Origin of the sequence: Kiloniella laminariae (assembly GCF_027214005.1) — a bacterium.
GTDB classification, from domain to species: domain Bacteria; phylum Pseudomonadota; class Alphaproteobacteria; order Kiloniellales; family Kiloniellaceae; genus Kiloniella; species Kiloniella laminariae_A.
Window position 1 is genome coordinate 222,039 of sequence record NZ_JAPWGY010000003.1, and the last position, 26,038, is coordinate 248,076.

22 protein-coding genes and 1 tRNA gene are annotated in these 26,038 nt (G+C 51.2%); 17 read left to right on the plus strand and 6 right to left on the minus strand.

The window, feature by feature from the left end; translation table 11 throughout:
- Positions 1–171 precede the first annotated feature (171 nt).
- A tRNA-Gly gene (locus O4H49_RS10075) sits at positions 172–246 on the minus strand.
- 175 nt (positions 247–421) lie between these two features.
- On the opposite strand from O4H49_RS10075, the gene O4H49_RS10080 reads away from it, so the two are divergent.
- The 5 genes from O4H49_RS10080 to O4H49_RS10100 all read left to right on the plus strand — a co-directional run bounded on the left by O4H49_RS10080 (position 422) and on the right by O4H49_RS10100 (position 3,380).
- Positions 422–958 (plus strand): prolyl-tRNA synthetase associated domain-containing protein, encoded by a 537-nt coding sequence (locus tag O4H49_RS10080; protein ID WP_269423307.1) that lies wholly within the window; start codon positions 422–424, stop codon positions 956–958.
- 98 nt (positions 959–1,056) lie between these two features.
- Positions 1,057–1,971: a thioredoxin gene (trxA, locus tag O4H49_RS10085; RefSeq protein WP_269423308.1), complete on the plus strand. Its 915-nt coding sequence runs from the start codon at positions 1,057–1,059 to the stop codon at positions 1,969–1,971.
- A 44-nt stretch (positions 1,972–2,015) separates the two neighbouring features.
- Complete coding sequence (locus O4H49_RS10090) at positions 2,016–2,675, plus strand: LON peptidase substrate-binding domain-containing protein (RefSeq protein ID WP_269423309.1); 660 nt, start codon at positions 2,016–2,018, stop codon at positions 2,673–2,675.
- Positions 2,676–2,750: 75 nt separating this feature from the next.
- Positions 2,751–2,945 (plus strand): Trm112 family protein, encoded by a 195-nt coding sequence (locus O4H49_RS10095; RefSeq protein ID WP_269423310.1) that lies wholly within the window; start codon positions 2,751–2,753, stop codon positions 2,943–2,945.
- A gap of 36 nt (positions 2,946–2,981) precedes the next feature.
- Positions 2,982–3,380: a DUF971 domain-containing protein gene (locus O4H49_RS10100; protein ID WP_269423311.1), complete on the plus strand. Its 399-nt coding sequence runs from the start codon at positions 2,982–2,984 to the stop codon at positions 3,378–3,380.
- Between the two features lie 74 nt (positions 3,381–3,454).
- On the opposite strand, the gene O4H49_RS10105 is transcribed toward O4H49_RS10100, so the two are convergent.
- Both O4H49_RS10105 and O4H49_RS10110 read right to left on the minus strand, forming a co-directional pair.
- On the minus strand, positions 3,455–4,147 hold the full coding sequence (locus tag O4H49_RS10105; protein ID WP_269423312.1) for a hypothetical protein: 693 nt from the start codon (positions 4,145–4,147) through the stop codon (positions 3,455–3,457).
- Positions 4,148–4,310: 163 nt separating this feature from the next.
- Positions 4,311–5,561, minus strand: a complete 1,251-nt coding sequence (locus tag O4H49_RS10110) for a UbiH/UbiF/VisC/COQ6 family ubiquinone biosynthesis hydroxylase (RefSeq protein ID WP_269423313.1) — start codon at positions 5,559–5,561, stop codon at positions 4,311–4,313.
- Positions 5,562–6,118: 557 nt separating this feature from the next.
- Here O4H49_RS10110 and amt point away from each other — a divergent pair.
- The 4 genes from amt to O4H49_RS10130 all read left to right on the plus strand — a co-directional run bounded on the left by amt (position 6,119) and on the right by O4H49_RS10130 (position 12,379).
- Entirely contained in the window at positions 6,119–7,504 is a 1,386-nt protein-coding gene (gene amt / locus O4H49_RS10115; protein WP_269423314.1) for an ammonium transporter, read from the plus strand.
- Positions 7,505–7,829: 325 nt separating this feature from the next.
- Positions 7,830–9,152, plus strand: coding sequence for an aminotransferase class I/II-fold pyridoxal phosphate-dependent enzyme (locus tag O4H49_RS10120; RefSeq protein ID WP_269423315.1), 1,323 nt, complete (start codon positions 7,830–7,832; stop codon positions 9,150–9,152).
- A complete protein-coding gene (locus tag O4H49_RS10125; RefSeq protein WP_269423316.1) occupies positions 9,152–11,533 on the plus strand; it encodes a DNA translocase FtsK in 2,382 nt (793 codons plus the stop codon). The genes O4H49_RS10120 and O4H49_RS10125 overlap by 1 nt, the downstream gene beginning before the upstream one ends.
- A 102-nt stretch (positions 11,534–11,635) precedes the next feature.
- Complete coding sequence (locus tag O4H49_RS10130) at positions 11,636–12,379, plus strand: LolA family protein (protein ID WP_269423317.1); 744 nt, start codon at positions 11,636–11,638, stop codon at positions 12,377–12,379.
- A 48-nt stretch (positions 12,380–12,427) separates the two neighbouring features.
- Here O4H49_RS10130 and O4H49_RS10135 read toward each other — a convergent pair whose 3' ends face one another.
- A complete protein-coding gene (locus tag O4H49_RS10135) occupies positions 12,428–13,255 on the minus strand; it encodes a sterol desaturase family protein (protein ID WP_269423318.1) in 828 nt (275 codons plus the stop codon).
- A gap of 166 nt (positions 13,256–13,421) precedes the next feature.
- On the opposite strand from O4H49_RS10135, the gene O4H49_RS10140 reads away from it, so the two are divergent.
- Together O4H49_RS10140 and xth are read left to right on the plus strand one after the other, a co-directional pair.
- On the plus strand, positions 13,422–14,198 hold the full coding sequence (locus tag O4H49_RS10140; RefSeq protein WP_269423319.1) for a gamma-glutamyl-gamma-aminobutyrate hydrolase family protein: 777 nt from the start codon (positions 13,422–13,424) through the stop codon (positions 14,196–14,198).
- Positions 14,199–14,680: 482 nt separating this feature from the next.
- The gene (xth, locus tag O4H49_RS10145; RefSeq protein WP_269423320.1) at positions 14,681–15,478 is read left to right on the plus strand and encodes an exodeoxyribonuclease III; all 798 of its coding nucleotides are present in this window, start codon (positions 14,681–14,683) and stop codon (positions 15,476–15,478) included.
- A 47-nt stretch (positions 15,479–15,525) separates the two neighbouring features.
- On the opposite strand, the gene O4H49_RS10150 is transcribed toward xth, so the two are convergent.
- Both O4H49_RS10150 and O4H49_RS10155 read right to left on the minus strand, forming a co-directional pair.
- Entirely contained in the window at positions 15,526–15,993 is a 468-nt protein-coding gene (locus tag O4H49_RS10150) for a cyclic nucleotide-binding domain-containing protein (RefSeq protein ID WP_269423321.1), read from the minus strand.
- A gap of 21 nt (positions 15,994–16,014) precedes the next feature.
- Entirely contained in the window at positions 16,015–18,732 is a 2,718-nt protein-coding gene (locus tag O4H49_RS10155) for an ATP-binding cassette domain-containing protein (protein ID WP_269423322.1), read from the minus strand.
- 626 nt (positions 18,733–19,358) lie between these two features.
- On the opposite strand from O4H49_RS10155, the gene O4H49_RS10160 reads away from it, so the two are divergent.
- From O4H49_RS10160 to O4H49_RS10185, 6 genes are all read left to right on the plus strand, one after another.
- Positions 19,359–20,486, plus strand: a complete 1,128-nt coding sequence (locus tag O4H49_RS10160; protein WP_269423323.1) for a glycosyltransferase family protein — start codon at positions 19,359–19,361, stop codon at positions 20,484–20,486.
- A 117-nt stretch (positions 20,487–20,603) separates the two neighbouring features.
- Positions 20,604–21,830 (plus strand): glycosyltransferase family 4 protein, encoded by a 1,227-nt coding sequence (locus O4H49_RS10165; protein ID WP_269423324.1) that lies wholly within the window; start codon positions 20,604–20,606, stop codon positions 21,828–21,830.
- 12 nt (positions 21,831–21,842) lie between these two features.
- Positions 21,843–23,051: a glycosyltransferase family 4 protein gene (locus O4H49_RS10170; protein WP_269423325.1), complete on the plus strand. Its 1,209-nt coding sequence runs from the start codon at positions 21,843–21,845 to the stop codon at positions 23,049–23,051.
- Positions 23,048–24,214 carry a glycosyltransferase family protein gene (locus O4H49_RS10175; protein WP_269423326.1) on the plus strand — a complete coding sequence of 389 codons (1,167 nt, stop codon included), beginning with the start codon at positions 23,048–23,050 and terminating at the stop codon, positions 24,212–24,214. Before O4H49_RS10170 ends, O4H49_RS10175 begins: the two co-directional genes overlap by 4 nt.
- 15 nt (positions 24,215–24,229) lie before the next feature.
- Positions 24,230–24,868 carry a histidine phosphatase family protein gene (locus O4H49_RS10180; protein ID WP_269423327.1) on the plus strand — a complete coding sequence of 213 codons (639 nt, stop codon included), beginning with the start codon at positions 24,230–24,232 and terminating at the stop codon, positions 24,866–24,868.
- Between the two features lie 6 nt (positions 24,869–24,874).
- Positions 24,875–26,038: a glycosyltransferase family protein gene (locus O4H49_RS10185; protein WP_269423328.1), complete on the plus strand. Its 1,164-nt coding sequence runs from the start codon at positions 24,875–24,877 to the stop codon at positions 26,036–26,038.

Sequence of the window (26,038 nt, forward strand, 5' to 3'; positions counted from 1 at the left end):
ACCTCCGCATCCGGACCTCCACATAGAGACAAAAGCCAAAGAATAAAGATTAAACCCGGAAAACAGTCAAAGCCATCCACCCCGACCAGGACAAATCTAACAAGGCTGGTTTGAATAAGAGAAGTTGAAAAGAAAAAACCCGGCCAAAGCCGGGTCATTTTCAGACAACACTGGAGCGGGCGATGAGATTCGAACTCACGACATTCACCTTGGCAAGGTGACGCTCTACCCCTGAGCTACGCCCGCGCTCTCTGTGTTGGTGACGGGTATTTACTCCACGGTGTTTGCCTTTGCAAGGGCTTTTTTCAAAATAATATTCTTCCTTGCTCCCATAAGAGATCAAAAGCTAAAAAAACACTCAGACCTGTATCACTTACTCTCTCTCGTTCGACAACCAACGACAGGTAAAGGCAGAAATTTGATGACGACACCCCTTTCTCCCCTCACCCCGCAACAGCTTTTACAAAAATTACAGGATCTGGGAATCCAGGCAGAAACAAAGACACATGCCCCGGTATTTACTGTCGAGGAATCCAAGGCATTGCGAGGTGATCTGCCCGGTGCTCATACAAAAAACCTGTTCCTGCGCAACAAAAAGGGACAGATGTGGCTTCTCGTCTGCCTTGAAGATCGCAAAATCGACATCAAAACACTGGGCAAAGCCCTTGATGCAGGAAAACTTTCTTTTGGCAGTTCCGACAGGCTGATGGAATTTTTGGGGGTCGAGCCTGGGTCAGTTTCAGCTTTCGCCGCCATTAATGACCGGAATACTGAGGTAAAAGTTGTCCTCGATCAGCAGATGATGCAGCAATCCCCGATCAACTGTCACCCTCTTATCAACAGCATGACCACAGCGTTATCACCGGAAAATCTTGTTCTTTTCCTTGAAAGCATCAATCATAGTCCCGAACTGCTGGACATGGATAAACTTAACGAATCAGCCCAGGACGCAGGCTGAGCTGTTATTCCTTGCAGAAGACCGGCCGAATCATCATCTTGGCTGGCAGATTCTCTCTCGTTTGATTTAACACACCAGAAGTCACGGACGACGGCACCATGGAAACACTAATTGGCGACTCTCCCGCTCCAAAAGCTGATCTTATTAAGGATTCCAATCAACAGGAGTTTGCTCAGGACGTAGTAAAGGCATCAATGGATCAACCGGTCCTGGTTGATTTCTGGGCCCCCTGGTGCGGACCGTGCAAGCAAATGATGCCTGCGCTTGAAAGCGCCGTTCTTGCAGCCAAAGGTGCTGTCAAGCTGGTCAAAATCAATATTGATGAAAACCAGATGCTGGCCTCTCAACTTCGTGTCCAGTCTGTACCAACCGTCTATGCTTTTTATCAGGGCCAGCCTGTTGATGGCTTTAACGGCGCCTTGCCCCCAAGTCAGCTTACCCAGTTCATCGAGCAGCTGATCAAAAAAACTGGCGCTGAAAAAGCTGATCCGCTCGCCGATGCTCTGGAACAGGCAGCATTGGCTCTGGAAAACGACGATGCCTTGGCAGCCATTGCCATTTACAGCCAGATTTTGGAACATTTCCCGGAAAACGAAGCCGCCCTTGCCGGGCTGCTGCACAGCCAGCTTGCCGCTAAAATGACGGATGAAGCCCGCGATTTTTTTGAGCAACTCCCAGAGGAAATCAAGACCAAGCCTGAATTCTCTGCTATTATTACAAAACTTGAACTTGCTGCTCAGTCTCTTGATAGTGCAGCTGTTCTGGAGTTGCGTAGAAAGATTGAACAGAACCCCTCTGATAACCAGGCAAGATACGAACTGGCACAGGCACTTCAGGCCGAAGATAACCGGGAGGAGGCTGCAGATCATCTTCTCTATATCATCAAAACAGACCGCAGCTGGAATGAAGATGCGGCAAAGGTCCAGCTGTTAAAATATTTTGAAGCCTGGGGGATGAAAGACCCGATGACTGTTAAAGCCCGCAGCAGGCTGGCAGCCATACTCTTCAGCTGAGGCGTGAACAACAAGGGCGTGCCTGCCACCATTGGGAACCAAATATGACACGTGGTTTTTTTGACCCGAAGTACAGTAAGCTTCCAGAGGATATTCCGCTTTTTCCTCTCACAGGGGCACTCTTGCTTCCCGGTGGCACCCTGCCCCTCAATGTCTTTGAACCCCGTTACCTTACGATGGTTGATCACGCCCTGAGCCAGGCACGCTGTATCGGCATGATTCAACCCTGCGAAGAAAGCAAAGATGAAGGCACTGCAAGCCTGTACAATATTGGCTGTCTGGGACGTATTACCTCCTTTATGGAAACAGATGACGGACGCTATCTTATATCCCTGCAGGGATTAATCCGCTTTAGGATAGCCAAAGAGACCAACCACCCCTTCGGCTTCAGGCAAGCCCGTTGTGACTACAGCAACTTTCGAGGTGATATCGAGGAAAACGGCGCAGAAATAGTCGATCGCACCCGCTTGCTCAAATGTCTGGAAAGCTATTTTGAAATCAACAGCATCAATGCCGACTGGAAAGCAATCGAACACACAGAAAACAGTCGCCTGGTCAACACACTGGCAATGATTTGTCCCTTTTCCGCAGCTGAAAAGCAGGCCATACTTGAGGCCCAGACCCTGTCTGAACGCTCTGAGGTTATGGAAACGATCATGGATATGGCCATTCACCAGAAAAACCAGAAGCTTGCGACACAATAATTGTTTCTGTAATGCCGAATTCCAGAGTAGAAAACTCACAGAACCAGCTGAATCAAAGAATAAATGGAGCACAGCATGAGCGACGACCCGCGTGTTGATAGAAAACTGCTTGAAATCCTTGTTTGTCCCGTCACCAAAGGACCTCTAGAGTATGATAGCGCCAATAACGAGCTGATCTCGCGTCAGGCCAAACTGGCCTACCCGATCCGTGAAGGTATTCCGATCATGCTTGCAGATGAAGCCCGCCCCCTGGAACAAACATCTGCATAAGCTCACCAGCAGGCAACCCACAGAAGAATTTAGCACATGAGCCGTTCGATCAAGGAAGAAAACGCCCAGTCTTTCAATACTGAACACTGGCCGACTGACATCCGCTATAAATCAGATGCGCGGGCCCTGGAGATCACCTTTGATAACGGTGAAAGCTTTACCTTGCCTGCCGAATTCCTCAGGGTAGAAAGCCCTTCTGCAGAAGTACAGGGACATCATCCCAGCCAAAAACAGACTCTTTCAGGGCGTCGCATGGTTGGGATTATCAAGATAGAACAGGTTGGCAACTATGCCATTAGGCTGACTTTCGACGACCTGCACGACAGCGGCATCTATTCCTGGCAGTACCTCTACAAGCTGGCATGTAATCAGCAGGATCTCTGGCAAAAATATCTGGATGAGTTGTCCGCAAAAGGCCTTTCACGAGACCCGTAATGGCGTTTCGCAATTAAAAAATCCCGCCAGGGAGTTAAGCCACCCAAAAGCCTTTTCTCCCTGTCACATTCTATCTATTGAGGGGCTCGAATCACCACGACGGAAGGCTTGCCGTCGAGCTGTGATAACACAGGAAGCCATTCAGGAGGGCAGGACTGTTGGGTAGATCCCTTGTGGCATGCCCATCCGGTTCTGATACCCTCAAAAGCAGCCCGCATCGCGTTTTCGGTTACAGGCTGGGCCCCGACTTCAAATTCAGGCACCCGGAAAACATGCTGAATCAGATACAAGGCATTGCGACCGACTGTGGCCCGGAACAGGGCAACTTCACCAGTGTTGCGCGTCAGATCCCGGGTGCAGTTAATCAACCTGAATCCGGTAGGAAAACCATTTACCTGATCTTTCAGGGGCGGCGTTGCCCCACTGGCCTCGCAATTCTGGCCGTAAATCTCTGCAAGTTCGTTGAGGAAGTCATCGACATCGCCCCCGGCCCAACCAGGAAAGACCTGAACAGTGATCATGTTGGTCCAGTTCTCGACATGCTGTCCCGGCGGCAACCATTCCGCAGTCGTCTGCTGCTGTTCAGTAGCCCGGGGCAGCGCATGCCAGCCTTCGGGTAAAGCTGCAAAAAAGACCTCTCCGTCACCGCCTTGGGCAATTACTGAATCACCCGCAGCTTGCACAGCAGCCACGGGAATAAAGACCAGTAGTATTGCTGCAGCGAGTTGTCGCCACGGCTTTATTTTCGACAAAAACCCCTGTCGCATGGATTTCTCTCCAACCACTACACACCACCCGAAAAAGGTATCTGTTGCCCTGAAACTTCTTGCGCAGGCCGCATATTTGTTTCCAACAAGAAAGATCATGACAAATGGACCAATACTTCAATCATAGAAAGCAACTCGGGCAAATTTGTGGCTTCCCCTCAAACTAGAGGCCTTCTCCGCGCATCAGACGTGGCAGGTCCCCGACAATACCCATTGCATGTTTCATAAAAAGTCGTTTGACCGGCGGAAGTTTGTCTACCGTTGCAAGCCCAAGATCCCGCGCAATGCGCAGGGGCGCCAGATCATTAGAGAAAAGCTTGACCAGACCATCCATCGCCCCCAGCAACAGCACATTATCAAAACGCCGCCAGCGAGCGTAGTCTTCAAGAACCTGGGCGGAACCGATATCCAGACCAACCCGACGTGCATCGACAATAACCTCGGCCAAAGCTGCCACGTCCCGCAGCCCCAGATTCAGGCCCTGCCCCGCAATTGGATGCATGCCATGAGCAGAATCACCAACAAGAGCCAGGCGCAAATCAGTATAGCGCTCGGCATGTAAAGAGCTCAGTGGATAGGACCAGCGCATATCCGTAACCGTGAAATCTCCCAGCGCCTGACCAAACCGTCGATGCAACTCTGCAGCAAAAGCCTCATTATCCAGCGCAAGATAATCATTAACCAGCTCTCGTTTCTCGGACCAGACCAAAGAAGATCGGTGCACACCTTCTTCACTGTCTGGCAGGGGCAGAAGAGCAAAGGGGCCTGAGGGCAGAAAATGTTCAAAGGCCACGCCATTATGCGGTTTCTCGTGCACAACCGTACAGACGATACCGTTTTGGTGATAGTCAGTCTCTGCGACTTTGATGCCCGCTTCTTTACGCAATTGCGAATTGCGTCCATCAGCTCCGATGACAAGGCCAGCCCTCAGATTGCGCCCATCGTCCAGTTGGGCACTCACCCCACGCTTGCTTCGCTCAAGCAGAGCAAGACTATGCGGTGCAAGATGATGAAGATTGGTCAGGTTGGCTGCTTTTTCGTGAGTTGCGAGACGAATGGCCCGGTTCTCAACGATCCAGCCCATAGGCACGTTGCCAACTTCACTAAAATCATAAGACATGGAAAGCGGCGAAGCACCACGATCTATCTGACCATCTGTGATCTCGATATGCCGGATTGCTTCAGCTGCCCAGGACATCCCCTGCCACAGCCCCACCTGATCAAAGACCCGCTGGGAACCCAGAGCAATAGCCGAAGACCGTCCATCAAAAGGGGCCGCCTTTTGATTGCCCGGTGCCTCTCGATCAACAACAGCCACCTCCAGCCCGGCCGTTGCCAATGCCACCCCAAGTGTGAGGCCAACCAGCCCTCCACCAACAACAAGTACTTCTACAGCAAGATCTTTTTCAGACATACCCTGTCCCAGATTTTGTCAAAGGCCCATTGAAACACCACATTTATACCAAGCGATCCCGGCTTTAGTGATATGGACCCTTCCTCTATAAAATGCACCGGAATAAATGAAAAGGACACTTTGCCAAAAGTTCGGCTCTCTTGGCATTGCTTTCGAGGCTCGACACACTCAAGCTGACCTTGTCCCCATTGAAATAAACTCACAACAAACCGAAAACTGTCGAATGTATCCAAGGCCGCTATTATGCCTCAGGCAGAATCATTTAGATAATTTTCAGATAATACAATTATAACAGATAGATAAATATAATTTCCCCAACTGCCCTCTTCGTTATATTTTCAGGGCCAAGAAAATATGCACATTTATTAATCAATGTTGTGAAGTTGCCTATTTTTTGAGCTGGCATTTTGTGCAACGCACAAAACCGATGCAGAGGCCAAGAAGGATAAATTCAACTAACATACTGATATATAACAATTATAATCGATTATAAAAAGTTGGCACGTTTCTTGGTTATAGAGTCTCAAAGCCCAGAACGCTTAAGGATGAAAAAACCAATGACCAGCAAAATAAATCCCTGCAAAAAAAACTGTAAAAAAATGGCCGCTTACACGCTCCCCCTGGCGGCATTCCTGTTGACCAGCATGCCCGCCCAGGCTGCCATAAGCGAAGAAACTTCCTTTGTATTCAACACTTTCTCCTTTTTGGTAAACGGCGCTCTCGTCATGTGGATGGCTGCCGGTTTCGCCATGCTGGAAGCCGGGCTGGTCCGCAGTAAAAACACGGCGGCAATCTGCCTTAAGAATATTGCCCTCTATTCCGTTGCCGGGCTGATGTTTTATCTTATCGGCTACAATCTGCTTTATGTCGGTGTCGGAGAAAATGGTCTTCTCGGAACCTTCTCGTTTTTCTATGATTCCAGTGCCGAAGAATTCGCCCTGCTTTCAGCCGAGGAAACAACAGAGGAAATGATCGCAGCCGTAACTACCAACGGCTACTCGGTCATGTCTGACTGGTTTTTCCAGATGGTATTTGTAGCCGCAACCGCCTCGATCGTTTCCGGCACCCTGGCAGAGCGCATCAAATTCTGGCCCTTCATGACATTTATCGCCCTGCTCACTGCGGTTATCTATCCGATCCAGGCTTCCTGGAGCTGGGGGGGCGGCTGGTTATCCGCGCTTGGTTTCAGTGATTTTGCCGGTTCTAGCATTGTTCACTCCGTTGGTGGCTGGGCAGCACTCACAGGGGCGGTTATCCTGGGCGCCCGTACAGGAAAATTCTCTCTCGAAGGTCGCGTCAAACCAATCCCTGGTTCAAACCTGCCCCTTGCAACACTGGGTACCTTTATCCTCTGGATGGGCTGGTTCGGCTTTAACGGTGGTTCACAACTGGCCCTTGGATCAGCAAGTGATGCCGTTGCCATGGCCATTGTATTCGTCAACACCAATATGGCGGCGGCCGCTGGTGTGGTGGTTGCCATGGCCCTGACTCAGCTGCTTTATAAAAAAATTGACCTGACCATGGCCCTCAACGGCGCTCTCGCCGGATTGGTATCGATCACTGCCGGCCCCGACGTTGCCCATGCCTATACCGCAATCATCATCGGTGGTGTCGGTGGCGCGATTGTTGTCTTTACCGTACCACTGCTAGACGCCCTGAAAATTGATGACGTTGTCGGAGCCATCCCCGTTCATCTCTTTGGCGGCATCTGGGGCACACTTGCAGTCGGCATCTTTGGGTCAGGCACCGTTATCGCCCAGATCACCGGTATTATTGCCATTGGCGGCTTCACAATTGTCTGCAGCTCAGCCGTATGGCTCATCCTGAAACACACCGTCGGTATTCGTGTCACCGAAGAAGAAGAATACAACGGTCTTGATCTAAGCGAACTCGGACTGGAAGCCTATCCCGAGTTTGGCCGCGGGTCACAGAAGTTACTCTAGATATTTACTTCTTTGGTGGCGGCTCCGCTTGCGGAAAGGCCACCAGAGACACCGGTCAGTTATTTCCATCGGGTTTCTTGCCCCGGATTTAACCCAAGGTGTTTCTCCCCACAGGCCCTGCTGACCGCAATCCGAAGCTCTTTCCCCGCAGGGTCTTTACTTGCCGCCTGTTGCTCTGTGCAACAGGCGGTCTTTTTATGCGCGATCTGTTTGTAGATTATTTCTGTTCAATCAGCAGAAAGATTTCTTTTCACTAGCCACGTTCCAGCCCGAATTGTTATCTAGATAGACCACAAGGCTGCTGCCCTCCGCTTCAGCCGGCCAAATGACAAGAATCCACCAGCCAGAGGTTACTGCTGCCGTGATTACCCAGCACTTTGTTGATCGCCAGAAACTCCAGGAATTTCATCCCTTCACCCGGTTGCGCGCACTTCTTGATAAATACCCCGCGGGGCAATCCCCTTTGGCAAACGGCAAGCCGATCAACCTCTCAATTGGCGAACCCCAGACACAGCCCCCGGCTTTTGTCGCTGAAGAAATCGCCAAGGCTTCTGCTGGCTGGTCGCGCTATCCACTGTCAAAAGGCAGCGAGGATTATCTTGGTGCTTCAAAGAAATGGCTCGAAAAACGGTACCACTTGCCTGAGACTATGATCGACTCTGCGCGTCACCTGTTGGCGGTTCCAGGAACCCGCGAAGGGTTGTTCTTTACAGCCTTGACCGTTCTCCCAATGGCTGAACCCGGCAAGCCTGCCCCGGTGTTTCTCATGCCCAACCCCTGTTACCATGTCTATACTGGTGCCGCCGCAGCCGCGGGCGCAGAGGTAGTAACCTCTGTTGCAACAAAGGCCAGCGGTTATCTGCCGGACTACACCAGCCTCCCGGCAGAAATCCTTGCACGCACAGCACTTTGTGTTCTGTGCAGTCCGTCAAATCCTGAGGGAGCGGTTGCCAGCCCCGAAAAAATCAAAGAACTGATTCTTCTCGCCCGTAAATATGACTTTGTCGTCGCCTTTGATGAGTGTTACGCCGAAATCTACAGTGAGACCCCTCCCCCTTCAGCGCTTGAAATCCTCGCAGAAATGGGTGGCGATCTATCCAATGTTCTGGTCTTCCACTCCCTGTCCAAACGCTCCAGCGCTGCTGGCTTGCGTTGCGGGTTTATCGCTGGTGATGAGAAATGGATCTCCATGATTAATACCACCTGCCAGGTGGGGGGAGCCGGTGTTCCCCTCCCTGTCCAGGCTGCAGGAACCAGACTCTGGCAAGACGAAGAGCATGTGGAGAAAAACCGCGCGCTCTACCAGAAAAACTTCAGCCTGGCCCAGAAAATACTGGGACCGGTTTTTCCGGTTGAGATTCCGTCTGGCGGCTTTTGCCTGTGGCTGGACGTTGGCAATGGCGTAGCTGCTGCGGAAACGCTCTGGCGTGAAGCGGGTATCCGGGTTCTGCCCGGAGCTTTTATGGGTCATCGGGGCGAAAACGGCTTCAATCCCGGTGACCGTTATATCCGATTGGCTCTGGTATATGACCCTGAATTGACAGCAGTGGCATTAGAGACAATCCGGAATGTGCTCGCACCAGATCAGACGGCAACAAAAGAAAAGACTGAAAAGGCCCCAACAGACAAGATAGCGGGGGCTCTTTAATGAACCGCTCCAGCAAAACCGGCCGAGTACAACTGTTACCGGATGGCACAGGGCTGTTTTTCCGCCATCGTCTGATTGAACTGACAGGCTTGGCTTTTCTGCTTCTCGCAATTTCCCTGACACTTGCCTTTCTATCCTATGATGCAAACGATCCCGGTTTTAACCGGGCCTCTGATGGGCCCGTTTCCAACCTGCTTGGATTAGCCGGAGCAAATACTGCCAGTTTTCTGCTGCCCTTTCTCGGCCTTTCGGTCTATGTCTTGCCTCTGATTCTGGCCGCATGGTGCTGGCGCTGCTTCAAGGATCACAGCCTGAAAAAAGTCTGGTTGCGTATTCTGCTCATCCCCCTGTTGCTGGCCTGCCTCTCTCTCAGTTGTGCAGCCTTGCCCGGTGCAGTTGGTTGGCTGGGCCAAGGCCAGACGAGCAGTCTCGGCGGAACACTTGGTGTCATTATCCTGAAAGAGATTACCGCCTTTAGCAAACTTCCCTCAGGAATCATTGCCCTTATCGCACTTGCTCCCGCCTTGCCCTGTTTTGCCTATGCTGCCGCCTTGAAAGGTGGTGAGTGGAAACAGATTTTCCGCAGTTTCGGCCGGGGACTGCTCTCTCTTGTCAAAATCCGGGATCTGGTACAACGCCAGGACGAAGATGACTCTGCCACCGAAAATGACCAGCAGCTGACCATCCGCAGGAAACGGGACAAGGCGATCAGAAAGCGTGCACAGCAAGACCGGCTTGAACCTGTTCTTGAAGGGAAAACCCCGACACCCTCACGGGTGGAGACCCCGCTGAAAACGCCGCAACCCAGCAAACGTGTTAAGGCTGAAGAACAGGGCCGCCTTAATCTTGGAAAAAATGACGGCGAATATGAACTCCCGCCAATCTCGATGCTCAACCTGCCCCCCGAGAACATCGGTAAAGACCGTCTGGGCAAGGATGCTCTGGAAAAAAACGCCCGCCTCCTGGAAACAGTGCTTGAGGATTTTGGCGTGCGCGGCGAGATCGTCACCATCCGGCCCGGTCCTGTCGTCACGCTTTATGAACTTGAACCAGCACCGGGAACCAAAACCAGCCGCGTTGTCGGCCTGGCCGATGACATCGCCAGATCAATGTCAGCTCTGTCAGTCAGGGTCGCTGTTGTTCCCGGCTCCAGCACAATTGGAATCGAGCTGCCCAACAGCAAAAGGGAAACCGTGTACCTGCAAGAGTTGATGGGCTCTAAGGATTTTGAACAGGACAAGAGCAAACTGCCGATTATTCTCGGCAAGGATATTGGCGGAAATCCCTCGATTGTTGATCTGGCCCGCATGCCCCATCTGCTGATCGCCGGAACCACAGGATCGGGTAAATCTGTGGCTGTGAACGCCATGATTTTGTCCCTGCTCTATCGGTTTACGCCCGATGAATGCAAGTTCATCATGATTGATCCGAAAATGCTGGAACTGTCAGTCTACGACAACATTCCCCACCTGCTGGCGCCCGTTGTAACAGAACCCAAAAAAGCAGTTGTTGCCTTGAAATGGACAGTTCGGGAAATGGAGGATCGCTATCGTGCCATGTCCCGCCTCGGGGTCAGGAACATTGATGGATACAATGCCCGTATGGCAGAGGCCCGTAAGAACGGCGAGGTTCTGACCCGGAAAGTCCAGACCGGATTTGATCCGGAAACCGGGCAGCCGATTCACGAAGAGCAACCCTTTGATATGAACCCCCTACCCTATATCGTTGTTGTTGTTGACGAAATGGCAGACCTCATGCTGGTCGCGGGTAAGGATATCGAAGGGGCTATTCAGCGATTGGCCCAGATGGCCCGTGCCGCTGGCATTCATATCATGATGGCAACACAACGGCCTTCGGTTGACGTTATCACGGGGACAATCAAGGCCAACTTCCCGACCCGGGTGAGTTTCCATGTGACCTCTAAAATTGACAGCCGTACCATTCTTGGCGAACAGGGTGCGGAACAGCTGCTTGGCCAGGGTGATATGCTCTATATGGGCCAAGGTGGCAGGATCCAGCGTGTCCACGGCCCTCTGGTCACAGACGAAGAAGTCGAAGAGGTCGTCGGCTGGCTTAAAAAACAGGCCCGCCCAAGCTATATTGAATCCGTCACCGCAGAAGAAGGAGAAGCCGGTGATTTCGATGGAGATACCGGATCCTATAGCGGGGGGAACGGCAACAAGGGTGACGAACTTTATGACAGCGCAGTTGCCGTGGTGATAAAAAGCCGCAAAGCCTCAACCAGTTTTGTCCAGCGACAACTTCAGATCGGTTACAACCGTGCTGCGACCATTATAGAACGCATGGAAGACGAGGGACTGATTTCCTCGGCTAACCATGTCGGAAAGCGTGAAGTTCTTGTCCCTGACCGCGATGAGTAGTATTGCAAACCACCAGACAATAGCAGAAACACTGTTGTCTGCCTTTATCATGCCCCAAAGGGCCGTATGATGAAAAAGTCGACAAAAATTAAGGAAGAGACTTTGTTTACTTCACCAGAAGGCTTGGCCTCGCGAGCCGAATTAATGTCACCGCAAGGTTTCCTTGGAAGTACGCTTCGCAAGGGCTTGGCCATTCTATCCCTGGCATTACCACTGGTGCTGTTCAACGGGGCCAATGTCCAGGCAGAGACAACAGACACTCCCCAGGAGGAAAAGACCAACCTGAGCGGATTGTCTCCGGATGAGGTTGCCATTGTCCGTCGGGTTGAAGCCTATCTGAACGAACTTAAATCGGTTTCCTCCCGCTTCCTCCAGGTTTCCAGCACGGGAAGCCTTGCTGAAGGACAGCTGTTTCTGGAGCGTCCGGGACGCATGCGGTTTGAATATGATGATCCCGTGCCGATTGTGATGATAGCCAATGGCGTGACTCTTCTTTACTTTGATAAAAAGCTGAAGCAGGCAACCTACCTGCCACTTTGGAAAACGCCCCTGTGGTTTCTCATCCGGGAAAAAGTTGAACTTCACAAGGATATCCAGATTCTCCGGGCACAGGAATCCAGCAGTACCGTTCAGCTGGAACTGCGCGCAGAAGGCGAGTCTGACGGAGCACAGATGACTCTGCTATTCAGCGACAATCCTCTGTCTCTGCGCAAATGGGAAGTTGTTGACGCCCAAGGCATCACAACGCAGGTTTCCTTGATTGACCCGCTCTATGACAACCCGATTGACGAAACCGTCTTCAAAACTGACGACCTTGATATGAAGCGTAAAAATACTGCGAAATAAACAGGTTACCCTGTTCCTTTTTCCTCTCAAGATACCAAAGGCGGATAATTATTTATCCGCCTTTTCTTTCATCCGGAAGGGACGAATTAACAACGCAGGCAGGTTTTTATCGTTTGCTCCCTCGACACCAATTGGCATGTCAGGAAAGCGTGGTTGTGCGCTTCTGGAATTGAAGACCCTGTCCCAGATACTCAATACAGTGCTGTAATTACTGTCCGTATCTGACCTGAGGGCATGGTGGTGAACCCAGTGGATCGAGGGCGTGACAACAATCGACGAAAGAATTCGCTCAAAAGTCGCGGGAATCTGCAAGTTTGAATGATGAAAAATTGTCCCAAACAAAAGCAGGATTTCAAACACAAAAACTGAAAAGAGCGGGATATCCAACAAGACGATAAAACCAACCCGCATCAGCGCCGAGAGCAGGACCTCGCCAAAATGAAAGCGAAGTGCCGAGGTGCTATCGAGGTGATTATCAAGATGATGGATTTCGTGAAAACGCCACAAAAACGGCAACTCATGATTAAGGCGATGCCACCAGTAAATCAGGAAATCCAGAAACACCAGATCAAAGATCAAACCACCTGCCCCACCAAAGACACCTTCGCGCCAGCTCCAAGGTAAAGCTGTTGCCCAGTAGGTAAGAGGCAAAACGATCAGTGGAGAAAGAAGTGTATTACAAAGCCACAAACCCAGATTTCGCCTAATCCTCGGGGTTAATATCTGTTCCCACAGAGCTTTCCCGACAGACCGGACAGCTTGTATCCTCTTTCTTGAGGCATAGGGCCACCGGCGTTCTGCCCAAAAAATCAGAAACAACCAGCCAAAGACAAGTCCCGCCCTGATAAAGAGCTCTGATTCTGTTATGTTTTCCATTTCTTGCCTAACTGTGGGGTTCATCCGAGATTAACGCGAAGTGTCAGAAAACAGGCAAGTAAATTTCATTAAATTATCTGTGTCTATCAAGAAGGCTTGCGTCCAGAAAAAGAAGCTCTAACATCCTTCTCCAGTTTATTCAGTAATCGATACTCACAAGGCAAACATGTCGCGACGCTCCCTCCCTCTGGCCCTTCCTCTGGTTGGTGTTTCTTCCTGTGTACATAAAAGTGACACTCCCAAACCATTCCATGCCGTGGACGACAAGTATCTGAGGGCCGTTTCCCTGTCCGTTGAAGCAATGCCCCTGGTCATTCCCGCGCTGGGAGAGCTTCTCGACATACCAGGCCTGGTTTCCACGCTTGATGGCATTATGCTGACGGGCAGCGCCAGTAACGTTTTCCCCAAGCGTTATAACAAAGCCCCAAGCAAAGACGCTGAACCTTACGATCTGCAGAGGGATGAAACCACACTGCTTCTAATCCAGGAAGCCCTGCGCCAGGAAGTTCCCCTTCTGGCGATCTGTCGCGGCTTTCAGGAGCTTAATGTCGCTCTGGGCGGAAGCCTGCATCCACAAATCAATAAGATTGAGGGACGGATGGACCACAGCAGTCCAAACACCAACGAAATGGAAGTGGACTACGGCCCGAGCCATCCTATCGATATCCAGGATGGCTGCCTGTTAAGTGATATTCTCAAGGCGAGTGAAGCCCAGGTCAATTCCTTGCACTATCAGGCAATTGATCAGTTGGGAGATGGCCTTGTGGTTGATGCACAGGCGGCTGATGGAACCGTCGAAGCGATTTCTCTTCCACGGCAGCGTTCTTTCGTCCTGGGTGTCCAGTGGCATCCAGAATATAAATCGGTTGAAAATGCTGTCTCTGCCAAAATCTTCAAAGCCTTTGGCGATGCAGTAAGAGCCCGTGCTGGCCAACGTGGTTAGACTTGATATAAAACTGCTTTTCTGGAAAAGCCATATTTTCTCTGGAGTCTCGAAGAATTTATGACAAAAAACAAGGTAATGATGTAATTACCAACACCATTATTTCCTATTTTACATACAATTATGAGATAATAATCCTAACACGTAAATTTTATCCACAGCTCCGTTGAAATCCCCACTAGATAGCTTATCTTAGAATAACGTCGCCTCCTACCTCACTCTTGGCGACGTATTCGGGAACTGGAATCCCCCCTCTGGTTCCTTGAAACTCTGCGAAGAAGCGGGAACACCTGGTTACCCCCCCAATCAGGTGTTCCTTTCTTTGCATTCGGGTCAGTTTTTGGTATATTTGATTATCAAACTGATTCACGATAGTAAATTGACGTGATCTGTCATAAAAACCCAGTCATTTCCCATCCGAAACGAATAATTCAAAACCATTTCGAATATGGAATGATATAATTTCGCATCCGGAACATTTTATGCCCACACGTATTGCCACATGGAATGTCAACTCTCTCCGCCAGCGACTTGAGCATCTCAAAGCCTTTACTGACAGCCATCAACCCGATGTACTCTGTCTGCAGGAAACCAAGGTTCAAGACAGCGAATTCCCGGAAGATGATATTAAATCAATGGGATATGAGACTGTTCTCTTTCACGGACAGAAAAGCTACAACGGTGTTGCAATTCTCTGCCGGAACAGCATTTCCTCGAGCAACCGTAAAGTCTGGTGCGACAAGGATGACCGACGACACCTCATGGTAACCCTGCCCAATGGCATACAGGTTCACAATTTTTATGTTCCTTCCGGTGGACCCGTTCCGGATCCGGAACAAAATGACAAATTCGCACACAAGCTTTCTTTTCTTGAGGAAATGATTGCCTGGGCTGCAGAACCTTCAATCCGCAAGGAAAAAGTCATTCTGGTTGGCGACCTGAATGTTGCACCTCTGGAAACAGATGTCTGGAATCACAAGAAACTTTTGAAATCCGTCGGGCACACGCCACAAGAGAGTGGGCTGATGGCCCGCTTAAAGGCTGCTGGTGACTTTACCGATGTCGGACGGCATTTCGTTCCTCCCGAACAGCCTCTCTACAGCTGGTGGGGTTACCGATACAAGCTTTCCTTTGCCAAGGACTATGGCTGGCGACTGGATCATATTCTTGCGACCGAAGCTCTCCGTCCTCACCTCAAGCACTTTGAAGTTGTCAAGGATACCCGGAGCTGGGAGAAACCATCTGACCATGTGCCCAATCTGGTCGATCTCGACCTTTAGGTACAGAAAGGCTGTTTCCTCCGATCAGGATCCCGCAAACAGGCTCATCAGGCAGAGCCTTTCTCACGCAAGGCATTCCGGGCTTCGGTCAGACGGCTGGTCGTATGTTCCAGTCGCTGCGCCAGAACACGCATGACCTCGACTCCCATCTCGGGAAAGTCCATCACCATATTGAAAAACAGTTCTTTGGTAATCTTGAGGGTAATCAGCTCTGACTTGGCTGTAATAGTGGCTGTACGAGGCACATCACAGAGGATCGCGATCTCGCCGACAAAATCGTTTTTCCCAAAACTGGCAACAACCAGCGCACCGGCATCCGTATCAACACTGACATCAGCATCGCCGTCAATCAGGATATAGGCGGCATCCCCGGCATCTCCCTGATGGAACAGCTCCTGTCCCTGCTTGAATACCAGACGCTCGCTGGCAAAGGCCATCAGCTTGAGACGCGAAGGCTCTATGTTGGCAAAAAGCGGGATACTCTTGAGTGCTTCGACTTCTTGTTCAATCGACATCTGAAAACAATCTTTCCTTTATCATTCCGCAGCTATGAGGCTTTTCAGCACTTTGCCCTTGGTGCTCAATTCGCTGTAGGCGCCACTTTCGACAATTCTGCCATTCTGCATCACAAAGACCTGATCGAAATGCACCGCAAGTTCGGCCCGTTGCAGGGTCCAGACCAGGCCACGATCTCCCTGTGACTGGATAATGGCTGGTATCAACTTGTTCTGGCTTTGAGAATCCAGCACAGCAGCAGCTTCGTTGAGAATCAACAAATCGGGATTCTTGATCAGGCTTCGGGCCATGGCCAGTTTCTGGCGCTGTACACCGCTTAATCTTTTGCCCCCGACACCGACATTGTAATCCAGCCCCACCTCAATGACATCGGAACGCAGTCCCAGTTCATCCAGCAGTTCTGTAATCACCCTCCCGATCGTCTCTGCAGCTTCCGCTCGCCCATAGGCCAGGCGGCCAAAGAGGATATTATCCTGCAAGCTGGCAGCAGAGTTAAAGCGATCGGGGTCATAGAACTCGACGGCATCCGGATCTTTAGCCGCCAGTTTCTCTGCAAGAATGGCCCGCGCAGCCAGGGTTTTTCTCTCGACTTCTTCCGTCACAAGTCCAAGACGATGACGGGCCTCGACATAGTCAAAAGGCAGATACATCAAAGACTGTCTGTCCGCTTCTGTCAGATCGGAAAGTCCTGATTTATCAACACGCTTCACGATCTTGTCGAAATCAGGAAGATCATCTGCAGAAATAAAGCTGAATTGTTCAAAAAATGGATGTGTCGGTGGAAGCCCGGTAAAAAGTTCGACCATGGTTCGGGCGATCGAGACACCCATATTGAGAATAGGTTCGCGTAATTCCGCCTTTTGTACGGCTTCTCTCAGAATCGGCATGGAGAGAAGGCTATCCCCGGCATAATCACTTTTGCGCGGCGTTCCAAAAAGCAGATTTTCCCGAAGGGTGGCGTTCTTATTGTAGCTTTCGGGATCAAAGGCAATAACCAGATCTTCTGCCCCGATCACCTTGAGGTGTTCTTTCAAGGCGACCCGCGCCCCCAGGATACTTTCGGCAATTTCCGGCCTAAACTCAGCGTCCACTGTCCCACTCAGGCCAAACCGATAAACATCTTCCTCCAGGTCAACCTTCTGGAGCACATCAACCACACGGTTTATCAATTTGGTCTGGTCTTCGATCCCGGCAATCTTGTAGTCAATCCATTCTCCATCTGGTGTGAGAATGGTATTTCCTGTCCGAAGTGCTTCTGCCCGCTCACGTTCAACTTCTTTGGGATCCAATGGCTCTGTGATGTTGTCATTCAACATCCAGTTGCGCAGACCATAAAAAAGGTTATCCCGAACCGAAAGCGGGAAAAGATAGGCATCCTGGCCGACATAGGAAAGACGCCGTCCCGTAATCGCAGATGGTAAATTCACCAGGGGCTTACCACCAATCTTGATCGACCCGTTACTTGGCTGGACCAGATTGGCCAGCATAAGTCCCAGATATTCCTTGCCACTGCCGGCATTACCAACAATGGCAACATTCTGACCGACCCCGAACGAAACATTGATTGTGTCAAGGAGTCGGTTTTCGTTTTCATCAACCAGCCCCAGATTACTGATTTCAACCTTGCCCGTCAGGGGTTCACCCCGCTCTTTTTCTGCCTGTTGCATCTCGGAAAGTATCAAACCATGGGGCTGGAACTGTTCGGCCACCTGTTCATATTTGATCTGGACATCATTGCGTTGCTGATCCCAGTTGATCAGGTCTTTCACAGGAGGAGGCAGATCCTTGTAAGCAGCCAGAACGGCCACAAGGGTACCAATTTCAAACTGCCCGGTAATGACCAGATATCCGCCACCGAGATAAAAGATAAAGGGCGTTATCTGGGCCAGAAGGTTGTTTAGAAACTTCACAAAAAACTTGCGCTGATAGATCTCGTACCGGATCGAGAAAATCTTGCCCAAGCGGCTGGAAATTTCGGCCCGCTCGTAGTTGGTCGTATCGTGGGACTGAATCTCTATCGCCCCTTCAACCAGTTCTGCAACCCGCCCGGCCAGAGCCCGCGCTGTCATCTGGCGCTGACGACCCAGAGTAAGAATACGTTTACGCAAACGGGGAATCAGAAAAGCCTGTACCAGCACAATCGACATGGCCACCAGACCGAGCCACCAGCTTTGCACCATAATAAAGATCATTGCTGTCAGAGCCTGACCGCCCAGAAAAACCGGGGTAACAAAAGCATCGCCGATAAACCCGCCAAGCGGTTCGACTTCGTCCTTGATCATCGTCGCGATCTCGGCCTGCTTTATTTTTCGGCTGTGCAGAACGGGAAAGCGAAGAATGCGATCCGTCAACTCATAGCGCAAACGGCGTAACATCCGTTCACCCAGACGGCCTTTAAGCGTATTGATGACAAATTTGAAGACGCCATTGATCAGAACAAGAGACAGAAAGGACAGGCATAGAGCAAGCAACAGGGGAAGTTGCGTCAGCATAAAGCCTTCGAAGAGTGTAACCGGATGACCGAAAAGTGCTTCCCCATAAGGCAGCTCAAATTGCATAAACGGCAAGGTCGCGGATGGGTCCGAGAAAACTTCAGAACTGACCGCCTTGTTGATAATGCTTTTAGGCAGATCCAGGGACAGGAAATAAAATGGCATGGAAACCAGTACAAGAACCAGGATACTGATCTGGTCTTTCCGGCTGTGTTTCCAGATATATTTAAAAAGTTCCGGTTCCATTAAAGCTCAATATCCCCCAGCTAAGCCTTTATTAACACTAAAATATAGTACGTTTGATATTATAGTATCCGAGTACAGGTTTATGTTCTTTCTGGTCCAGATCGCTTGTTTTTTGACCGCTCCTGTCAAGCTTAATGGATGTCACTATACAGGTAAACCAAAGTCGATAAACTCTTTGTCAGCACTTGTGTAAAGCCTTAGGCCTTGCCCCATGTTAGCTTGAAGACAGACATGACAATAGTTCATCAGGCCGTTTACAAGCCGACAGTCGAACAGGTTGCCCAGAATCGAATTCCCTGGCAACAACCTATTATCAGCAGGCAATGTTATATTTCTCCCAAGAGCAGAGCAGATAAAAATGGCGGCAGGAAAGCATCCGGAAAAACACCCTGAAAAGAAATGTTCACAGCATTCTTTCTTGGGTCTTTCAGATAATTTGTGGCATAGTCGCCACGATTACCTGGGGGAGTAGAGCAATCCTAAAAGACCGCGAACAGATAACCGATTGCCGGAACAACAAAGGCAAACGTGTTCTTATCTACAGTCACGACAGCTTCGGCCTTGGCCACCTGAGGCGCTGTCGCGAGATCGCACATACGCTGGTTGAGGAAAACAGCAACCTCTCGGTGCTGATCCTTTCGGGTTCTCCAATCATTGGGTCTTTCGGATTCAGGTCCAGAGTCGATTTTGTCCGTATCCCCGGCGTTATCAAGCTGCGTAATGGCGACTACACCTCTCTTAATCTCCATATTGATATTGAGCAGACCTTGAGCATCCGCTCTTCGATCATCATGCATACAGCAGAGTTTTACGACCCGGATCTCTTTATCGTCGACAAAGAACCTCTCGGGTTGCGGGGCGAAGTCGAAGACACCCTGCGCCTGCTGAAAGAGCGCGGCACGCCCTGCGTTCTCGGCCTGCGGGATGTCATGGATGATCCGGCCCTGCTTGCTTCAGAATGGAAAAGAAAGAACACAGCTCCCGCTCTGGCAGAATATTACGATGATATCTGGGTTTACGGTCTGCCACAGATCTGTGACCCGCTCGCAGGCATAGATATCAGCCCATCAGTTCGTCGCAAGATGACCTACACTGGTTATCTCCGTCGCTCTGGTGAAACCGGTATTCCTCTGCCCGTCCTGGAAAAAATTGATGAGAACACCCCCTATTTGCTGGTCACCGTAGGCGGCGGAGGCGATGGCGAGGAAATCATTGACTGGGTCCTCTCTGCTTACGAAGCCGATCCGGACATGCCTCACCCGGCGTTGATCGTGCTGGGCCCCTTTATGAATAGTGATCTGCAACACGATTTTCAGCTGCGCGCCAGCAAACTGGATAACGTCGAGGCAATCACCTTCAACGCCCAGCTGGAAAGCCTGGTCAACGGTGCCATTGGTATTGTTGGTATGGGCGGATACAACACCTTCTGCGAGATTCTCTCGTTCAACAAACGTGCCCTGATCATTCCCCGGACCATCCCTCGCATGGAGCAGTACATTCGTGCTAGCCGTGCCCAGGAGCTCGGTTTTGTGCAGATGTTGGAAAACGATGGACAACGGGATCCGGTCAAGATGGCGACTGCCCTGCGTAATCTCCCTCAACAAAAACTGCCTGCTGATGTCATCGTCCCAGGCCTTCTGGATGGGCAGCAGAATGTTATCAAGCTTGCAGACAAGTGGTTCCGCAGCAAGCTTGATCATATCAAAACCGTTGAAACACTAGATAAAAAACGGGTAAACGAAACTCCCTCCTGAACTCCAGGAGAGCCTCAGAGAAACAACAACAGAGCCACAACAACGTACTGATTGTTTCAGTCTCTCAAGCGTTTCCTGATGAAGTACATACCTGTTTCTACTGGATAATAAGGCGGAATGAGTAAAAAAGTAACTGTCATCCTCAAAGGATACCCCCGACTTTCCGAAACTTTCATTGCCCAGGAACTTCTGGCTCTGGAACAAAGAGGGCTTGAGCTTTCTCTCGTGTCTCTACGTCATCCAACTGATAAATCCATTCATCCCATTCATCGGGAGATAAAGGCCCCTGTCCGTTATTTGCCCGAATATGTCTATCAGGAACCTCTAAGGGTTCTGAAATCATGGTGGAAGGCTCGCAAACTTCCTGGCTATGAAACGGCAAGGGCAACTTTTTTTAGAGACCTGAAACGGGATATTTCACCCAACAGAGTCCGGCGATTTGCCCAGGCCTGTGTCCTGGCAGCAGAATTACCTGATCAGGTTGACTGGCTTTATGCTCACTTTCTTCACACACCTTCCTCTGTGACACGCTATACGGCCTTTATGCGCCAGCTGCCCTGGTGTGGATCGGCCCATGCCAAGGACATCTGGACCTCACCCGAATGGGAATTGCGTGAAAAACTTTCTGATATCAAATGGTTAGCCACATGTACCAATGTGAACGCCGACTACCTCCGGAGCCTTTCTCCCGATAATGACCGGGTGGATCTGGTCTACCACGGGCTCGATTTTACCCGCTTTAACACCAAAGATCACCAGAGCCAGCTCAGAGACGGTACCCGGTCAGACCAACCCGTAATGCTTGTTTCAGTTGGCAGAGCGGTTGCCAAAAAGGGTTATGATGATCTGCTCACAGCTCTGTCTCTCTTGCCTGAAGAACTGAACTGGCGTTTCATCCACATTGGTGGCGGCAACCTGAGCAAGGACCTGAAGTCTCTTGCACAGAAGCTGGGCATCGCAGAGAATATCAACTGGATGGGCGCACAACCGCAGGAAGTTGTTCTGGAACAGTATCGCCAGGCGGATCTTTTTGTTCTTGCCAGCCGGATTACCGAGGATGGAGATCGTGATGGCATGCCAAACGTTCTGATGGAAGCACAAAGCCAGTCCCTCGCCTGTCTCTCGACCCGCGTTTCCGCCATACCTGAGCTGATTATCGACCAGGAAACCGGCCTTTTGGTTCCCCCGCAGGCACCTAAAGAACTCAGTCAGGCCTTGCAACACCTGATTTCCAACCCACAATTGCGACAGCAACTTGGCAAGGCTGGCGAAAAACGGGTTCGGGAGAAATTCTCAATGAAACGGGGGATTGACCAGCTCATGACCCGCTTTATGGCTGGTTAAGGAACCACCGGGATGAGGGTTGCTTTCTACGCTCCATTAAAATCGCCCCGGCATCCCACCCCGTCCGGTGATCGTCATATTGCAAGACTATTGATCAAGGCTCTTGAATCCCGGGGATGTGACGTCGAGATCGCCTCTCATCTGCGCAGTCGTGATGGTCTGGGCGATCCCGAGCGGCAGCGACGTCTGCAACAGGTCGGGGACAAACTCGCTCAAAGATATATCCGTAAAACCCTGGCCCTTCCCCCAGCACAAAGGCCTGACCTCTGGTTAACCTATCATCTCTATTACAAGGCGGCAGACTGGATCGGACCAAAAGTCTGTAAAGCCCTCAAAATCCCCTATGTCGTTGTTGAGGCTTCTGTCGCCAACAAGCGGGCAGGCGGACCCTGGGATCTGGGACACCGTGCTGTTTTATCCGCCCTTTCCCAGGCAGAATGTGTAATCAGCCTGAATCCTCACGACACCCACTGTTTGCCCCAGTCCATCAGAAGCTGGAGCTTGCCTCCCTTTATTGAAAGTGACCAGATCAGTGCGGCTTTGACAAACAAAACTGCCTGTCGCCAGGAGCTGGCAAAACAGTACGCTCTGGATCCCGGCAAACAGTGGCTGTTATCTATCGCCATGATGCGCCCCGGGGACAAGCTGACATCCTATCAGGTTCTTGCCCGTGCTCTGCGTGGTTTGCCTGATCTCTCCTGGCAGTTACTGATTGTCGGAGACGGCCGGGCCCGTGAACAGGTACAGGCCGCCTTTAGCTGGGCAGCAGAACAGAAGGTTATCTTTGCTGGTGAATTGACCGGTGAACAGCTGGGCCGAGTGATTCCCGGCTGTGACATCTATGTCTGGCCAGCCGTGAATGAGGCTTTCGGTCTATCCCTGCTTGAAGCCCAGGCTGGTGGACTGCCCGTGATTGCAGGAAACACCGGCGGCGTCCCTGCCGTGGTCGCCAATGGCGAAACGGGTATCCTGACCACCCCAGGTGATCCTGTTGCCTTTGCTGCAGCGCTCAGATGCCTGATGACCGCCCCGGTTCGTCGACGATCCATGGGACAGGCGGCTGCTGAAAAAGTTGAAGGAATGCATAGTCTTGCCATTGCTGGAGAACGGCTTGAAGCGATCCTCAAAACCTGTCAGAAAGGCTATATCCAGCCAGGCTTGCCCTTGTTTGACTTCTGTCATGAACAAAAAAGTGAAACAGGAAACACCGAAGAATCATGAGCGACAATAAACGCATTGATATCCTGTTTTATGTTCAACATCTGCTTGGAATCGGACACCAGCGTCGGGCAGCAACGCTTACACGTGCCCTTGAACGGGCGGGCTTGACTGTCGCCTTTGTCTCCGGTGGTATGGAGGTGCCGGGACTGGATACTGGCACAGCCGATTTTTATCAGCTTGATCCGGTCAAGGCTGACGGTATTTACTTCACAGAGTTACAGGACCAGCAAGGCAAGGCCATTACCGCCGACTTCAGAAAGCAACGCTGTGAACAGCTTCTTGGTATACTCGACAAAACCTGTCCTCGGCTGATTCTTCTGGAAATGTTCCCCTTTGGACGGCGACAGATGCGCTTTGAGCTCCTTCCCCTGCTCAAAGCTGCAACAGCGATGACCGGGCAGCCCAAAATTGTGTCTTCCGTTCGTGATATTCTGGTCAAGGCTCCAAAAAAAGAGCGTATCAGCGAGATGCTTGATTGGGTAAAGCTGTACTTTGATCAGGTGATTATTCACGGCGACCCCGCTCTTATCCCTTTTGACAGAACCTTTGCCCCCGCCAGATCAATCATCGACAAGATTCGATACAGCGGCTATGTGGTTGATGAGCAGGTTGATGGCCCGCCACACCCTGTGGATGGCAAAGACGAGATTCTTGTCTCTACCGGCGGCGGGGCAGTCAGTGAGCGTCTGCTTGATGCTGCTCTTGCCGCAAGGGCACTCAGCCCCTTGAAAAACAAGGTCTGGCGCCTCTTGATCGGGCACAGCCTGCCGGAAGAAAAATTCGCCCGTTATTCCGCACAGGCTGAAGACAAGCTGATTATCCAGCGCTCCCGACCTGACTTTACTTCCCTGCTGCCCAACTGCATGCTTTCCATAAGTCAGGGGGGCTACAATACTGTGATGGAGGTCCTCCGTGCCGGTTGCCCCCGGGTCATCGTTCCCTATTCAGGGGGGTTGGAGACCGAACAGACACTCCGGGCCCAGCTTCTGTCAGAGAAAAATGCCCTGACCGTTGTCGATGAAACAAACCTGACAGGAGAAATCCTTGCCCGGGCCATGGAAAGCACTCTCAGACAAAAACAGTTATCCCCCTCTCAACTGAATACGGCCGGGGCAGAAAATACCGTGAATCTGTTGAAAAACCTGCTTGAGAAAACACCCTGATGCTGGCCTTCTTGCATGAGTGAAATTCTGGTTCTGCGCCATGGCCCCACCCACTGGAATAGTGAGAAACGTCTCCAGGGACGATCGGATATTGTCCTTTCACCAACTGGCAGGGATCTCGTATCCAGCTGGCGGCTGCCCGCTGACTGGCTGACCGCCAACTGGCTGGTCAGCCCGCTCAAGCGTGCCCAAGAAACTGCCGAACTGCTCGGGCAACAGAAAATCATCACCGATCCCCTGCTGATTGAAATGTCCTGGGGAGACTGGGAAGGCAAGCGCCTGCCTGACCTCAGAGCTGATCCCGATAGCCAGATTTTCGAGCAGGAACAAAGAGGACTCGACCTTCTGCCCCCGGGCGGAGAGAGTCCGCGACAGGTCCAGAACCGCCTTAAACCGTTATTGCAAAGACTGGCCAGCCAGAATAACCCCCATGTCTGCGTGGCACATAAGGGGGTATTGCGGGCTCTTTATGCCATGGCCAGCGGCTGGAATATGATTGACAAGCCCGAGATAAAACTTCGAGACAGCTGTGCGCACCTTTTTCATTTATCCGAAACCGGTATTCCCTGCATTGTCGCCATGAATCTCTCCCTATTGGATCCCGATCCGGCTTTCCCGCTCCCCCAGCACATCTCAAACCAGAGAAAGGGCTGATTCTCCATGAGCTGTGATGTTTTCCTCTATGTTCAGCACCTGCTGGGTATCGGGCATCTGCGGAGAGCATCAGTTCTCGCCCGAAGTTTTCACCAGGCGGGGCTGGAGGTTACGTTTGTTTCCGGCGGGCGCCCTGTACCGCACCTGAATGTGACAGGCGCCAGATTCATTCAGCTACCCTCCCTTCACGCCGCTGATAACAGTTTCAAAATTCTGGAAGATGAATCCGGGCAAATTGTTGATGAGAAATGGAAAAGTGCCCGATCAGAAATACTATTAAGAGCATTTCGTGAGGCAAAGCCCAAGGTCCTGCTGTTGGAAATGTTTCCTTTTGGCCGGCGACAGATGCGTTTTGAACTTGATCCACTTATCGCTCTTGCCAAGGAAATGTCTGTCCCCGTCCTTACGTCCGTCCGGGATATCCTGACGACCCACAAAACCCCGGGGAAAAGCGAATGGATAATTAAACGCGTAAAAACCGATATTGACCACGTACTGGTGCATGGTGACCCCCGGTTTATTCCGCTAGAAGACAGCTTCCCCTTGGCAAACCAGATCACAGATAAAATTATCTACACAGGCTATGTTCTTGATTCTCTTTCTGTCAGTACCCCGAAAAGCAAAAGAAATTCAGATAACAGCAGCCATCGGAAAGGCGTGCTGGTTTCTGCAGGCGGCGGTGCTGTCGCCCTGCCACTGGCAGAAACTGTCCTGGCTGCAAAAGCTCTCTGTAGCCTGAACAACGTTCCCTGGTTGCTGCTCCTTGGTGACAACCTGCCGGAAAGCGATTTTCACGACCTGGTCAGTCGCGCACCAAAGGGACTGATTATCGAGCGGAACCGCCCGGATTTCCCAACCCTTCTGACCCAGGCCCAGCTATCAATCAGCCAGGCTGGCTATAACACCATCCTCGAGACCCTTGCCGCGGAAACTCCGGCTATTGTTGTTCCTTTTGCTGCCGAAGGACAAAGCGAGCAGACCACCCGTGCCGAATTACTCGCCGCACGCGGTGTCTTGCAGATATTGATGGAGCGCGATTTGACTCCTTCAGCACTGGCCACCGCTATTGACCAGTGTCTCGCCGGTATCAGAGGGGACATCGCTCTGGATATGAAGGGTGCGGAAAAATCCACTTCCTTCATCAAAGAACTGATTCAGAAACAAGGCTGA